The organism is Halogeometricum pallidum JCM 14848 (assembly GCF_000337095.1).
GTDB classification, from domain to species: Archaea; Halobacteriota; Halobacteria; order Halobacteriales; family Haloferacaceae; genus Halogeometricum; species Halogeometricum pallidum.
On sequence record NZ_AOIV01000045.1, the window covers coordinates 184,094 to 197,461 of the forward strand.

16 protein-coding genes are annotated in these 13,368 nt (G+C 66.0%); 11 read left to right on the forward strand and 5 right to left on the reverse strand.

Going from position 1 to position 13,368, the window contains the following annotated elements:
• Positions 1-82: 82 nt before the first annotated feature.
• The 3 genes from C474_RS20655 to C474_RS20665 form a co-directional block, all read right to left on the reverse strand.
• Complete coding sequence (locus C474_RS20655) at positions 83-727, reverse strand: archaellin/type IV pilin N-terminal domain-containing protein (protein WP_008390296.1); 645 nt, start codon at positions 725-727, stop codon at positions 83-85.
• Positions 728-739: 12 nt separating this feature from the next.
• The gene (locus tag C474_RS20660) at positions 740-1,414 is read right to left on the reverse strand and encodes an archaellin/type IV pilin N-terminal domain-containing protein (protein WP_008390298.1); all 675 of its coding nucleotides are present in this window, start codon (positions 1,412-1,414) and stop codon (positions 740-742) included.
• 233 nt (positions 1,415-1,647) lie between these two features.
• The gene (locus C474_RS20665) at positions 1,648-1,986 is read right to left on the reverse strand and encodes an ArsR/SmtB family transcription factor (RefSeq protein WP_008390300.1); all 339 of its coding nucleotides are present in this window, start codon (positions 1,984-1,986) and stop codon (positions 1,648-1,650) included.
• Positions 1,987-2,161: 175 nt separating this feature from the next.
• Between C474_RS20665 and C474_RS20670 the strand changes: the two genes are divergently transcribed.
• From C474_RS20670 to C474_RS20700, 7 genes are all read left to right on the forward strand, one after another.
• The gene (locus C474_RS20670) at positions 2,162-2,725 is read left to right on the forward strand and encodes a DUF7500 family protein (RefSeq protein ID WP_008390302.1); all 564 of its coding nucleotides are present in this window, start codon (positions 2,162-2,164) and stop codon (positions 2,723-2,725) included.
• A 102-nt stretch (positions 2,726-2,827) separates the two neighbouring features.
• Positions 2,828-3,196 carry a chemotaxis protein CheY gene (gene cheY / locus C474_RS20675; RefSeq protein WP_008390303.1) on the forward strand — a complete coding sequence of 123 codons (369 nt, stop codon included), beginning with the start codon at positions 2,828-2,830 and terminating at the stop codon, positions 3,194-3,196.
• Entirely contained in the window at positions 3,193-4,398 is a 1,206-nt protein-coding gene (locus tag C474_RS20680) for a chemotaxis protein CheC (RefSeq protein ID WP_008390305.1), read from the forward strand. The genes cheY and C474_RS20680 overlap by 4 nt, the downstream gene beginning before the upstream one ends.
• Positions 4,399-4,438: 40 nt before the next feature.
• Complete coding sequence (locus tag C474_RS20685; RefSeq protein WP_008390307.1) at positions 4,439-4,948, forward strand: chemotaxis protein CheD; 510 nt, start codon at positions 4,439-4,441, stop codon at positions 4,946-4,948.
• An 80-nt stretch (positions 4,949-5,028) separates the two neighbouring features.
• Positions 5,029-6,372: a HAMP domain-containing protein gene (locus C474_RS20690; RefSeq protein WP_008390309.1), complete on the forward strand. Its 1,344-nt coding sequence runs from the start codon at positions 5,029-5,031 to the stop codon at positions 6,370-6,372.
• 153 nt (positions 6,373-6,525) lie between these two features.
• On the forward strand, positions 6,526-7,458 hold the full coding sequence (locus tag C474_RS20695) for a FlaD/FlaE family flagellar protein (protein ID WP_008390310.1): 933 nt from the start codon (positions 6,526-6,528) through the stop codon (positions 7,456-7,458).
• A gap of 87 nt (positions 7,459-7,545) precedes the next feature.
• Positions 7,546-8,616, forward strand: coding sequence for an acetate and sugar kinases/Hsc70/actin family protein (locus C474_RS20700; RefSeq protein ID WP_008390312.1), 1,071 nt, complete (start codon positions 7,546-7,548; stop codon positions 8,614-8,616).
• A 5-nt stretch (positions 8,617-8,621) separates the two neighbouring features.
• Here the strand turns inward: C474_RS20700 and C474_RS20705 are convergent, their stop codons facing one another.
• Positions 8,622-9,617: a carbohydrate kinase family protein gene (locus C474_RS20705; protein ID WP_008390313.1), complete on the reverse strand. Its 996-nt coding sequence runs from the start codon at positions 9,615-9,617 to the stop codon at positions 8,622-8,624.
• A gap of 98 nt (positions 9,618-9,715) precedes the next feature.
• On the opposite strand from C474_RS20705, the gene C474_RS20710 reads away from it, so the two are divergent.
• Positions 9,716-10,114 (forward strand): hypothetical protein, encoded by a 399-nt coding sequence (locus C474_RS20710; RefSeq protein WP_008390315.1) that lies wholly within the window; start codon positions 9,716-9,718, stop codon positions 10,112-10,114.
• A 154-nt stretch (positions 10,115-10,268) separates the two neighbouring features.
• Complete coding sequence (locus tag C474_RS20715) at positions 10,269-10,733, forward strand: DUF7500 family protein (RefSeq protein WP_008390317.1); 465 nt, start codon at positions 10,269-10,271, stop codon at positions 10,731-10,733.
• Here C474_RS20715 and C474_RS20720 read toward each other — a convergent pair.
• On the reverse strand, positions 10,708-11,850 hold the full coding sequence (locus C474_RS20720) for an acyl-CoA dehydrogenase family protein (protein ID WP_008390319.1): 1,143 nt from the start codon (positions 11,848-11,850) through the stop codon (positions 10,708-10,710). The two genes, C474_RS20715 and C474_RS20720, sit on opposite strands and share 26 nt — an antisense overlap.
• Before the next feature lie 114 nt (positions 11,851-11,964).
• Here C474_RS20720 and C474_RS20725 point away from each other — a divergent pair, with 114 nt between their 5' ends.
• Both C474_RS20725 and C474_RS20730 read left to right on the forward strand, forming a co-directional pair.
• Entirely contained in the window at positions 11,965-12,405 is a 441-nt protein-coding gene (locus tag C474_RS20725; protein WP_008390321.1) for a universal stress protein, read from the forward strand.
• 62 nt (positions 12,406-12,467) lie between these two features.
• Complete coding sequence (locus tag C474_RS20730) at positions 12,468-13,265, forward strand: RIO1 family regulatory kinase/ATPase domain-containing protein (RefSeq protein WP_008390324.1); 798 nt, start codon at positions 12,468-12,470, stop codon at positions 13,263-13,265.
• Positions 13,266-13,368 lie beyond the last annotated feature (103 nt).

The window sequence follows — 13,368 nt, forward strand, 5'->3', positions numbered from 1 at the left end:
TTCCCGTAGTCCTGCCGCTCGGGGGTTGAGTTCACGAAGAAATGAGAAGTAGTCGAAAACGATGCGGAGGGTATCGGTGAACTTAGAGTTCGACCGGGTCGTCCACTTCTTTGCCGGCGAGCTGCTGGGGCATCGTCAGGATAACCTGCGTCGTGCCGCCCGTGCGGCTGGTAATCTCGAGGGTGACCTGTTCGCCCGTCGTGAGACCGTTGTTGATGTCCGCGCCATCGTTACCGGTTTCGATGTCAGCGGTGTCAAGTGTAACCTCGTAGCGGTCGTTCATGCTGTTGAGGACGCCGAACGAACCATCGTCATCGGTGACCATAGTAAGACCGAATTCGTCGGCGTCAGCGACCTCATTTGTACCGTCGCCGTCCGTGGTCGTCTGGTTCGTCAACGTCTGAACGGTTTTCGAGCTCAGATACTTGATCGATGTCTCGTTCATGTCGACGCTGCTGGAACCCGCCGCGAGGCGGACCGTCATGTTGATACCCTGGATGTTGCTCTCGTTACCGACGACGCCGTGCGTGTTCAGCACTTCGACGCGGTTCGTCACTTTGTTAACGCTCTGCTGGCCGGCGTCCTCCGCCGTCGCCTGCAGGAAGCCCGCCGTGTTCACGAGGACGCCCGCCGCGATCGCCGCGACGAGGACCATCGCGATGAACACGATGAGCGTACCGATACCGACCTGACCGCGGTCTTCTTCGTTGAATATGTTTTTGAACATTTTACTCACTTCTTAGAGGGCGATGGGGTCGTTGTCGTCCTTGCCCGCGAGCTGCTGGGGCATCGTCAGGATGACCTGGCTGGAACCGCCGGAGCGGCTCGTAATCTCGAGCTTCACGGAGTCGCCCGTGCTGACGCCCGCACCGTTCGCCTCGACAACGGACGTGTTGATGATGAGCTCGTAGCGGTCGCCCTGGTTGCTGAGGACGGGGAACGAGGTGTCGTCGCCGTCTTCGAGCGCGTAGGCGGTGAACTCCGTCGAGTTCAGACCCTTGCTATTCCCGCTGCTGTTGTACTTGTGGACTGGTCCAAGCGTTGTCCCATCGGCATCCGTCGTCGCATTCTTGTAGATGAGATTTCGCGCGGTGTCGCTGCTCAGGTACTTGATGGTCGTATCTTCGAGAGAGACGCTGCCGGACCCGGCCGCCAGACGAACCGTCAGGTTCAGACTGTCGACGGCGAGTCCGCTGCCGGTGTCGTTCACGATACCGTGCGTGCTGACGACGTCGACGCGGTTGGTGACCTTGTTAACGCTCTCTTGCCCTGCGTCCTGCGCCGTCGCCTGCAGGAAGCCCGCCGTGTTCACGAGGACCCCGGCGGCGATTGCCGCGACGAGGACCATCGCGATGAACACGATGAGCGTACCGATACCGACCTGACCGCGATCGGTTTCAAATTTTTCGAACATGTATTTTGTATCTCCAGTTCGGTCCCCCACCCCCATGCCGGAGGTGACGACCTACGACCCAGACAATCAGGGATGACTACATAATCCTACGGCCCTGAATATCTTTAATGATAACAAACCGCCGATCGCGGGATACCGATATCCCTACGCGTACGCGTGTGAGTTAACAGTTCGTTAACAGCTCGGAGAGAAGAGGGAGGAGTGACGAGGGCGTTCGGCGCGGACGCGTGGACTCACTCCTGCGCGATCTTCCGCCAGACGTCGTCGAGTTTGTTCTTCACTTCGGGGCGCTCGGTCACCTGCACGTTGCACTCCTGGCCGTCGAAGCGGATGACAATCTCGTCGACCTCGCGTCGGTAGACGTTCGTTCGCCGGTGCTCGTCCGAGAGGACCCTGTCGTGGAGTTCGAGGAGGCCGGCGGCCGTCAGTTCCTCGATGCGCCGGTAGCACGTCGCGATCGGAATGTCGAGCATGTTACTGAACTCCTGGGCGGAGTGCGGTTCGTCCGCGGCGCGTAAGATATCGGGGTTGTATTCGTTGCCGAGCGCTGCGAGGGTCCTGTCAGACTCCATAGACGGAGATACCTCTGTCGTGAGTTAATGTGAATGTGTTGGTTATCCTACCGAGACGACGGTCGGTCGTCGATTAATCCGCTCGTAAGGCACTCCGCGGTGAGGCGCTCGTTGGTGTCGATGCGGGTCCGAACCCGGCGATGGGCTTAATAGTTCGCCGAAGCCACCACGGAGCATGGCGTCCGACGACCCTCCAGACGAAGAGCCCTCCCGCCGGGACGGCGAGGGAGTCGTCGGACCGAGAGAGTTGAACTACGCGGCGAGCGAACGCGTCGCGGACCTCGGCGAGGGACGGTTCGTCGTCGCCACCGACCGGGACGGCACGCCGACGGTCGAGGACGGCGAGGCCGCCGAAGACGACCGCTCGCTGGAGGAACGGGGGAAGTTCGCCGCACAGCAGACGAATCGATACGTCTCCGACCGGAACGCCGCCTACGGCTTCTCGCTCACCGCCGCGTTCGACGGCTCCGTCGCGCACCGAGAGTGTTTCTCCGACGACGTCGCCGCGGCGTTCGGGAACGTCGCGACGTGGTACGCCGGACAGGTCGACGCCGACGCGTCCACCTCGGAGGTGCTGGGCATCCTCCTTCTCGCCTCGGACACCGACGTGACGTTCCCGACGAAAGTGTTGGCGCCCGTGCTGCGCGAACACGACCTGACGCCGGACGACTCCATCGCGGATCTCATCGAGGCGCTGGCCGGCGACGGACTCCGTATTCCGCCGTCCGAACGAGACTAACGCGGGGAGCCGACTCGGCGGACGGTCCCCTCAGCAACCTGTCGTATCATAGATGATAATGAGGGGGAAGAGTTTATAGTTAGATTCCCGGAAGGAAGGTGCATGGCAAGCACCGTACTGGTCGTGGACGACTCAGCGTTTATGCGAAACCTGCTGAAGCAGTTGCTCGACGGCGAACACGAAGTCGTCGGCGAGGCGGAGAACGGCGTCGAAGCGGTCGAGAAGTACCGCGAACTCTCACCCGACGTGGTCACGATGGACGTCGTGATGCCCATCCGAAACGGTATCGAGGCGACGACGGAGATCAAATCGCTGGACACGAACGCCTCCGTCATCATGTGTACGTCGGTCGGGCAGGAAGAGAAGATGCGAGAGGCCGTCGAAGCCGGCGCGGACGGCTACATCACGAAACCGTTCCAGAAGCCCAACGTCCTCCAAGCGATAGACGACGTGGTGAGCGTCGAGGCATGAATCTCGACGTCCAGTCGCTGCGCACCTTCAGCCGTCTCGCTCACTCGGGAGCGGAGCGAGCGGCCGGGTCGCTCTCGCAGCTCACCGGCATCGAGACGTTCGTCAAGGTGACGAAAATCGAAGTGAGCACCCGCTCCGACGTCGAGCGCGAGTTCCGTGAACAGGACCTCGTGACGGTCCACATCGGGTTCAACGGCGGAATCGACGGACGAACGATCCTCGCGTTCGACCGGGAGGAAGCGGTCCAACTCGTCGACGCCCTCGTCCCCGGAGCCGCGGACCAACCCGACAGCGAGATGGCCACGAGCGGGCTGAAGGAGCTCGGCAACATCATGCTCGGAGGCTTCCTCGACGGGTGGGCCAACTACCTCGACACCTCCATCGACATCACGACGCCGACGTTCGTGGACATCCAGACGGAGGGTGCGCTCGAAGACATCACCGGCGATTCCGGGTTCAGGATGGCGACGGGCGAGGATCACGTCCTCGCGTTCCGAAACCAACTCGATACCGACGACCAGCAGGTGGGCTTTCACATCTACATGCTGCCGACCCACGACTCCATCGATACCATCTCGAACGTCGCGGGCGATGGGGGCGTCGGAAGCGTCCCCATCGAGACGTTCACGTCGTTCTCCGGGATGATCTCCGACGGGGCCGAACAGGCCTCCGACGACCTGACGGCGATGACCGGCATGGAGTCGGTAGTCGAGGTCAGCCGACTCAGTTTCGTCCCCATCGAGGCGGTGCCGATGCAGCTCACGGACGCGACGCGGAAGGGCGTCGTCTTGGAGTTCATGGGAACGCCCTCGGGCTACATCGCCATCCTGTTCGACGAGGCGTCGGCAGACAGCGTGGCCGACGCGCTCATGCCCGGGATGGAGGCGGACTCGGCGATGCAACAGAGCGCCATCCAGGAGATCGGAAACATCGTCACCTCGGGGTTCATCGACGGCTGGGCGAACGCGCTGGAGACCACTATCGACATCTCCCCGCCCACGTACGTCGACGATATCGGCTCGGCCATCATCGACCCCCTGGCGACCGAACTCGCCCAGGCCCAGGAGTACGCGTTCCTCATCGACTCGGCGATTCGGACCGCGAACGACGAGTTCACCTGCGATATCTACGCGCTCCCGAACGAGGCGGAACTCCGCGAGGCGCTGGATCGCCTATCGGTGGAAGCGCAGTCGACGCAGTGAGCTCGCGACACCGCGATTCCGCCGTCCCGAACGCACCACGATGAAAGTATACACGAGCACCACGACCACGACGCGTTCGGAGTCGGATCGCACGAAAGTCGGCATCGCCGACTACGCCGTCGTGTCCGGCGACGCCACCCTGACCACGAGCGGTCTCGGGTCGTGCGTCGGAATCTCCCTCCACGACCGGGAGTCCGGGGTCGCGGGGTTGGCGCACGCGATGCTGCCCTACGCCGACGGGGACGCCACGGAAGCGAAGTACGCCGACACCGTCGTGCCGGCGCTCGTCCGGGCGATGGTCGAGGAGAGGGCGGACCCGAATCGGATGCAGGCCAAACTCGCCGGCGGGAGCACGATGTTCGAGTTCTCCTCCGCCGACGGCAGCATCGGCGACCGGAACGTCGCCGCGGCCAAGGAGGCCCTCGCGCGGCAGGGCATCCGCGTGGTCGCCGAAGACGTCGGCGGTAACCACGGCCGGTCGCTCGAACTCGTCGCCTCGACCGGCGAGTTACGCGTCAGGAGCGCGCACGTCGGCGAGACGACGCTCTGAACCCCGACCGCGTTCCCGTACGTTATCTGATTTGATACTAAGTAGGGTGGGTTTATTCGTGATTCACATGACAAACGGTCATGAATTGGCTCCGTTCCGTAGTACGACGCGTCTCCCAGCGCGTACGCGCACGCTCCGTTCCGAGCGTTCCGTTCCTGACTCCGAGCACCGACTCCGAGAATAGGACTCTCCTCCCCCGGCAGATTCGGCGGAGCTACGCCGGGAAGCTGGCCTCGCTGTTTCTCGTCGTCATCGTCCTCTTCGCCGGCGTCGCCGCCTTCGAGTACCGGACGGTCGCCGCGGAGGTGCAGTCGACCGCCCACGGGGACGTCCAGCAGACGGCCAGGCTCCAGGCGAACCAGCTCGGCGAGTGGATGCAGCAGCGTCGCGAGACGACCCGGATGCTCTCGTCCTACGAGATGTACGACACCCCGTCGTACATCCTGAACGAGAATCTGAAGTCCGAGCGGGCGAAGCTCCCGCTGGGCTACACCGCCATCCACTACGCGGACGCACGCTCGGGCGAGGTCATCGCCAGCTCGAACGACTCGATGGTCGGCGAGCGGCCGTGGCGCGACACGACCTTCGTCTCGGACGCCGGGTCGCGCTTCGCTGACGACGTGGTGCGGTCGGACCCGTACACGTCGCCGTCCGGAGAGCGGGTCGTCGCGTTCGCCTCCAGCGTGTCGAGCAAGTCGAACGGCGTCCTCGTCGTCACCGCCGACGTGTCGGTGCTGGAATCGCGCCTCGAGACGAACATGAACGGCTCGTTCGTCACGGTGGTCTCCGAGAAGGGGACGCCGATGTTCACTTCCGGCGAGTCCGACGCGGGCGGGTTAGACGCCGAGAGCCCGATTCTCGCGGGCGCAGTCAGCGGGAAATCGGGCGTCGTCGAACGGGAGGCCGACGGCGCGATGGACGTGCGGCACCTCCTGGCGTACGCGCCGTCCGGCGACGGTTCGGTCGTCCTCGTCTACGTACCGACGTCGACGGCGTACGCCCTGCAGGACACCGTCGGGACGCACGTCCTCCTCATCGTCGCTCTCGCCGTCGTCTCTTTGGCCGGCGTCGGCTACCTGCTCCGTCGCATCACCGTCAGACCGCTCGACGAACTGGCGACCGCCGTCGCGCGACTCCGGTCGGGAGAACTGGAGACGGAGCTCGAAGTCGGCCGCGAGGACGAGTTCGGCGAGGTGTTCGCGGGCGTCGCCCAGATGCGCGACGACCTGCGCGACCAGCGCGACGACGCGGACTCCTACCGCGAGGTGATGGAGCGGACGGCCGCGGGCGAGTCGTTCGACGGGAGCGGACTCGATAGCGATACCGCGCTCAACCCCGACGACGGACCCGACTCCGACCCGGTCCCGACTCCCAGCGCCGACGGGGGGCGCGTCTCGTCCGATGTGGGCCCCACCGACAAGTGAACGCAACGACCCACCACATATTATCTAAGGTGATATTCTCGGGGGCAAGTTTATCAATCGTCCGTGGTTGTTTTCCGACAACACGCCCCCGTCTCTGACCCGGCGGAGTCGACCGTACGACGCCGTCGCGTCGTCTGCGTGCGAGGTGAGGACATGAAGATAGATCCCGACAACTACGATTTACGTGAACTCCGGCGCATCGCCGACGAACGACGCAGCGACCGAAACGGCACCGACGACGAGCGTCGGCGGGGCCGCGACGGCGGGCGACCGCCCCGCGGGAACTCCCGCCGTTCGCGGGACCGATCGACCCGAGACGGGGGTGACGACGGATTCGGCTACCGAGACGGCCGCGACCGGTACGACGAGGGCTGCGGTTACGACGACGCCGATCGGCGCGACGGCTACGACGACTACGACGTCGACCGACGCGGAGGGCCGCGTCGCGACGACGGCCTCCGCCGTCCCTACGAGGGCTACGGCGACCACGCCCGGGCGCACGACCAGGTCCGCCGCGCCGACCGCCTCGCCGACCGCTACGGTCTCGGCGGTCGGCGACGGGACGACGGCGACCGGGGGTACGACGAACTCGGCTACGAACGCCGCTCGGGCGGGCCGTACGACTTCGAGGAGGTCGGCAAGTTCCGCTTCGACCAACCCGTACGCGACCGCCCCCGCGGCCGCGCCGGGGAGGCTCTCCGCAACAACCAACTCGAACAACTGCTCATCCACGAGACGTCGGCCGCCGGCGGGTCGTTAGAAAAGCCCTACCTCTCGGACGTGCCGAAGGAGTACGCCGCCGAGCGCGTCGTCTTCGATTGGCTCGAGTTCCTCGTCCTGAAGGGCGGTTTCAAGCGGACGATGGACGCCCTCCGGTACTACTACGCCGTCGACTGGATCACCGAAGAGGTGGAGACGGAACTGCACGATTACCTCATCGGCTTCTCCGGTAACGTCTCCGACACATCGGAGTTCGACGTCGACGACCACCACCTCAGCCTCCTCCACGTCGCGCAACTCGCCTCGATGGCGGGGGGAGTCGACGAAGAACCCACGATTCGACCCGCCCGGTCCCGACGCCGCTGACCATCGGTCGCTTTCCAATCCTGTCTTCCGTGCTGACTGGTCGAATGACGGACAAGACTTTTATCCCAGTTACGCCACGGAGGGGGTATGGCGGAGGATGGAGCAGACGAAGACGCAACGTTCGACGACGAAACCGCCGACGGGCCGACGCCCGTCGGGGTGAAACTGGGAAGTACGCGGACGATACTCCAGTTTTACGACGACGATAACGAACTGAAGACGGTCCGGACGCTCACCTGCCTCGCGACGTACGAGGACCCGATAACCGGCGACGAGCGCGTCCTGTACGGGGAGCAGGCCGCACAGGAGTACCCCGACAGGGTGGAGTACATGCTCCGCTCCGGGTTGCCCGAGGACGACGAGGGGGCGGCCTCGGCGCAGAAGTTCTTCACCGAACTCGTGAACGCGAACGGCCTCGACGACGACAGCGCCGTCGTCTACGCGATTCCGACCATCGACAACGAACCCGGTCTGAAGAACCTGAACCGGGTCATCGAGGAGAGTCCGGTGGGGGGCGCACTGGTCCGCAGTTTCCCCGAGTCGCTCTGCGGGGCGATTCCGGCGTTCGGCGACGACTTGGAGGCCATCGACAGCGTGTTCGTCGCGGTCAACATGGGATCGACCAACCTCGAGGCGTCGGCGTACCGACACGGCGAACAGCTCTCGCCGTTCGTCTCCGGCGCGGTCACCGGCAACGAGGTCGACCGTCGCATCGCCAACGCCGTCGAGGAGGAGACGCAGGGGCGCGTCAACGTCGACCTGACGACGGCCCGCGAGTACAAAGAGGAGCACGCCGACTTCGACGACTTCGAGGCGTTCACCGACGTCATCCAGCAACCCGGCGGCGGGTCGCACGAGTTCACCATCGAGCGCTCGGTGATGGAACCCCTGGACGACTACCTCGACGACGCCGTCGACGAGGTGGCGAACAACTTCCTCGCGGAGTTGGCCAACGACCACATGAAGCCCTACCAGTTGGCGCTCTCGAAGCCCATCGTCCTCACGGGCGGGATGGCGTGCATCCCCGGCATCGTCGAGGAGTTCGAGACGCGCCTCTCGGAGGAACTGAACCGCGACGTCGAGGCCACCTCGGCCGAACGGCCTGACCTCGCGCCCGCCGAGGGCGCCCGGCGCATCGCCGAACGACTCGCGAAGTAGTCGAGTTAGGACTCGCTTTCTCTGAACGCCCGGACCGCCTCGCGGTCCGGGAGCGCGGTCATCGCGCCCGCCGCGGTGGTCGTCACCGCGGCCACCGCGTTTGCGAACTCGAGTGACTCCGAGAGCGTCTCTCCGTCGACGAGCGCCGCGACTATCCCGGCGGTGAAGGCGTCGCCCGCGCCCGTGGTGTCCACGGGGTCGACTTCGTAGCCGCCGTGCGAGACGACCGACTCCTCGCCCTCGCCGGCCCACGGCGACGCCGGCGTCGTCGCCGCGAGCGACCCCTCGCCGCCGAGCGTCAGGAACACCGTGTGCGGTCCCTCCTCGGCGATATCGCGGGCGATATCAGCCGGGTCGCCCTCGTAGTCGAGTTCCGCGAGGTCCTCGGGCGTCGCCTTCACCACGTCGGCGAGTCCAAACGCCGTCGCCACCGAGTCGCCGTAGTCGAACTCGTCCCACAGTTCGGGGCGGGCGTTGGGGTCGAACGACACCGTGGCCCCGGCGTCACGAGCGCGGCGCATCAGGTCGTACGTCGCCTCTCTCGCGGGTTCGTCGGTCAGCGTGACGCCGCCGACGTGGACCCACTCGGCCGCCGCAAGCGTCGCGTCGGGGACGCCGCCGACTTCCATTCGAGTGTCGGCCGTCCGGTCGCGGTAGAAGGAGAACCCGCGGTCGGCCTCCTCGCCGAGGGCGACGAACGCGAGCGAGGTTTTCGCCTCGGCGTCGCGTTCGATCAACTCGGTGTCGAGGCCCGCCTCGACCAGCGTCTCCACGAGGAAGTCGCCGAACGGGTCGTCGCTGACCCGCGTCGAGAACGCGGGCGTCTCGTCCAGATGGGACAGGCCGACGGCGACGTTCGCCGGGGCGCCACCGGGGCGTCGCGTGAACGACTCCACGTCGCGGAGAGAGCCCTCGCGATCCGGGAGAAAGTCGATGAGCGTCTCGCCGGCGACGACGACGCGCGGCGCGTCGCCGTCGTTCGTGACGGTGTCTTCGGGCATGGCCCGTCGTAGGACGAGCGGGTAATTGAAACCACCTCACCGCGCCGCGGAGGCGGGGAAGCCGCGCGTTGAAGTCGGTCGACTTCCTTCGGACGGATATGCCCACCGACCCGCGTGACCCCCTCGCCGCGTTCGACGACGCCGTCCTCGGCCGCGTCGCACGCGAGTCGGGCGTCGAAGAGACCCGACTCCGCCGCGTCGTCGCCGACCATCAGCGAGGCGTCCGGTCGCTGCCCGGCGTGGACGACATCGTCTACGAGTGGCGACGGACGCTGCCGTACGAACCCCTCGCGGAACGACGCGAGGAGGCGTACTTCCTCGCCGTCGAACCGTCGGTGTGGGCAGAGTTCCTCGCCGCCCTCGAGGTCACCGACGGGGAGGGCGACGCCCTGCGCGCGGTCCACCGCGAGCAGTTCGCGGCGTCGTTGGGCGCGGACGCCGCCCCCGACGCGGACGGAGACACGAGCGTCGTCCCTCTCGTCCTGACTCGTCCCTGAGTCCCGCCGTCGGTACCTCCCGCCGCTCCGCGCACCGGTCGCCGGCGGAGGCGTCGATTTAACCGCTCGATGAACGCGCGAAAGCGGTGGTTACGACTTCCCGTTCGCTCGTCACGCCGTCTATAACGATACCCGGGGGGAGGCCACGTGAGGTATGGACGACAGCGAACCTCTCGCGCCGGAGGAACTGGACTTCCGCCGCGACCCGAGCGTGACCGCCCTCGGCGACGGTCGGTACGTCGTCGCCACCGCCCGCGACGACCCCGCGACGGCGCGGCGAGACCGGACCCCGCGGACGCGACGCGGCGAAGATATCGGAACGGGCGGTCAGAGGCGGTCGAAGAACGAGCGTTCGAGGGAGAACGAGAGCGCCGAGACGGAGACGGCCGACTCCGACGGGGAGGGAGAGCGACCGGACTACTTCGTCAGCATCGCCGCGCGCACGGACGAGGGGACGTTCGACGCGCACCTCGACGGCGACGACATCGGCGCCGTCTTCGCCGCGATGCTCCGGTGGTACGCGCGGTGCGTCTCGCCCGAAGACGACCCCGCGGAGGTGCTGTCGGTGCTGCTCTCGCGTTCGGCCCTCTCGCTCACAGCCCCAACTGCCGACCGATGACGAGGTGTTGAATCTCGCTGGTCCCCTCGCCGATCTCCATCAGTTTCGCGTCGCGGTAGAACCGCTGCGGGGCGAAATCCTCGGTGTATCCGTAGCCGCCGAGCACCTGTACGGCGTCCTCCGCGACTTCGCGGGCCGCCTCGGAGGCGTCGAGTTTCGCCAGCGCGGACTCCGTCGTGACGCTCTCGCCGGCGTCGTAGCGCGTCGCCGCCTTGTGCGTCAGGAGGCGCGCGCGCTCGGTTTTCCTGTGCATGTCGACTAGCTTGTCGCGGATGGCGTCGAACTTCGAGATGGGCTTGCCGAACTGCTCTCTGTCGCCGGCGTACGTCTTCGCCGCCTCGTAGGCGCCCTGCGCGAGTCCGGTCGAGAGCGCGGCGATGGAGATGCGGCCGCCCTCCAAGGTCTGCATCGTCTGCGTCCAGCCCTCGCCCTCCTCGCCGAGCAGTCGGTCCTCGGGGAGTCTGACGTCGTCGAACGCGAGTTCGCACGTCGGCGAGGAGTTCAGCCCCATCTTCTCCCACACCGTCGTCACCTCGAAACCGTCGTCGTTCCGGGGGTCGACGATGAACGTGGAGATGCCGTCGTATCCCTCCCCGGGGTCGGTGACGGCCTTTACGAGCACGGAGCCGGCGACGTTGGCGTTCGTGATGAACTGCTTGGTGCCGTTCAGCACCCACTCGTCGCCGTCCCTCTCGGCGGTGGTGTCCATGTCGCTGGCGTCGGACCCCGACCCGGGTTCGGTCAGCGCCCACGCGCCGAGGTGCTCGCCCTCCGCGAGGGGGCGAAGCCAGCGCTCTTTCTGCGCTTCGGTGCCGAACGCCTCGATGGGCTTGGAGCCGAGGCTGACGTGCGCCGCGTAGGAGAGGCCGATGCCGCCGGAGACGCGACCCAGTTCCTCGGTGACGAGCGCGTACATGAGTTGGTCGCCGCCGAGTCCGCCGTACTCCTCGGAGACGGGGACGCCGAGCATATCGAGGCCGGCCAGTTCCTCGAACACCTCCTCGGGGAAGCGGTGTTCGTCCTCTATCTCCTGTGCGATGGGCGAAATCTCCTCCTCGCAGAACTCCCGGACGGTGTCGCGTATCATCCGGTGCTCGGAGGGCAACTCGAAGTCCATGCGGGTGAGTTCCGCCGTCGGCGCAATAAACCAATCGAACGACCGTGAGGAATCCGTTCCCGGGGAGTGAGAACGGCCGCCGCGGCTTTGAAACCGGGTGGCGAACTGGGAGGTATGTACAAGCGCATCCTCGTTCCGACCGACGGAAGCGGTCCCGCCGACGGAGCGGTCGAACACGCCGTCAACCTCGCGAGCACGTACGGTGCCGAAATTCACGTCCTCTACGTCGTCGACATCCGGTCGGCCGGACAGGGCGAGTGGGCGTTGGACGCCGAGGCAGTCTTCGAGGCGGGCCGCGGTCACGGCGACGCCGTCGTCAACGAGGTGGCCGACTACGTGCGCTCGAAGGACGTATCGGTGACGACGGCGGTCAGGACCGGCATCCCGGCCGAGGAGATACACGACTACGCCGACGAGGAGGGCTGTGACCTCGTCGTGATGGGGACGCACGGCCGGACCGGACTGGACCGCTACCTCCTCGGGAGCGTCACGGAGAAAGTCGTCCGACAGTCGGACGTGCCGGTGTTGACCATCCGAACCGCGGGATCGGACTGAGGTCGGCCGCGGGCGAGAATCGGACAGGACAGTTATACCCCCCGCGCTCTTTACTCAGTTTCATGGAACTCCGCCGCCTCGTCCGGGGGCGCGTGGATTGGCCCCGTCTGGAGGCTATCGTCCGCGAACTCCGAGAACGGTACGGACGCGAGGAACTGCACGTGCGCTTCCTCGAAGCCGACAACTGGCTCTCCACCCCCATGGTCGTCGACGACGAGTGGTTCGTTAAAGTCATCTCGAAGCAGAACTCGCTGGTCCACGCCCTGTTCACCACCGGGCGCAACCTCGGCGCGTTCTCCTCGGGCACCGAGGGATTCTTCGAGCACTTCGGGACGCCCCTCGAGATGGCCGAACACGAACTGGAGGCGACCCGCCGGATGCGCGAGATAGGGCTGAACGCCCCCGAACCCGTCGAGGCGTTCGAGGTGGACGGCTTCGGCGTGCTCGTACTCGAGTATCTGCCCCACTTCCAGTCGCTCGACCGACTGGACCGCGAACGGGAGAAACAGCTCGCACCGGCCGTCTTCGAGGCGTTGTACACGATGCACGAACACGGACTCGCGCACGGCGACCTGCGCGCCGAGAACGTGCTCATCGTCGACGACGACGTCTACTTCATCGACGCGACGAACGTGAGCGACGAGGGCGCCGAGGACTCCTGGTCGTACGACCTCGCGTGCGCCCTCGCCGCGATGGAACCGCTCATCGGGGCGAAGGCGACGGTGGACGCCGCGCTCGAATCGCACACTCCCGAGGACCTGCTCGCCGCCATCTATTTCCTCGATTTCGTCAACATCCGGCCGGACCACGACTTCGACGCCGCGGCGCTGAAAGGCGTCATCGGACAGCGCGCCACGTAGTTCGGGGCCGAACCCGACGCTCGGACGAGTGAGCGACGCGCACGCCGAAGAAGTACTGTCCGCCGAACGGACCGGACCGAGTCGACGGGCCCTCGAACGGGCG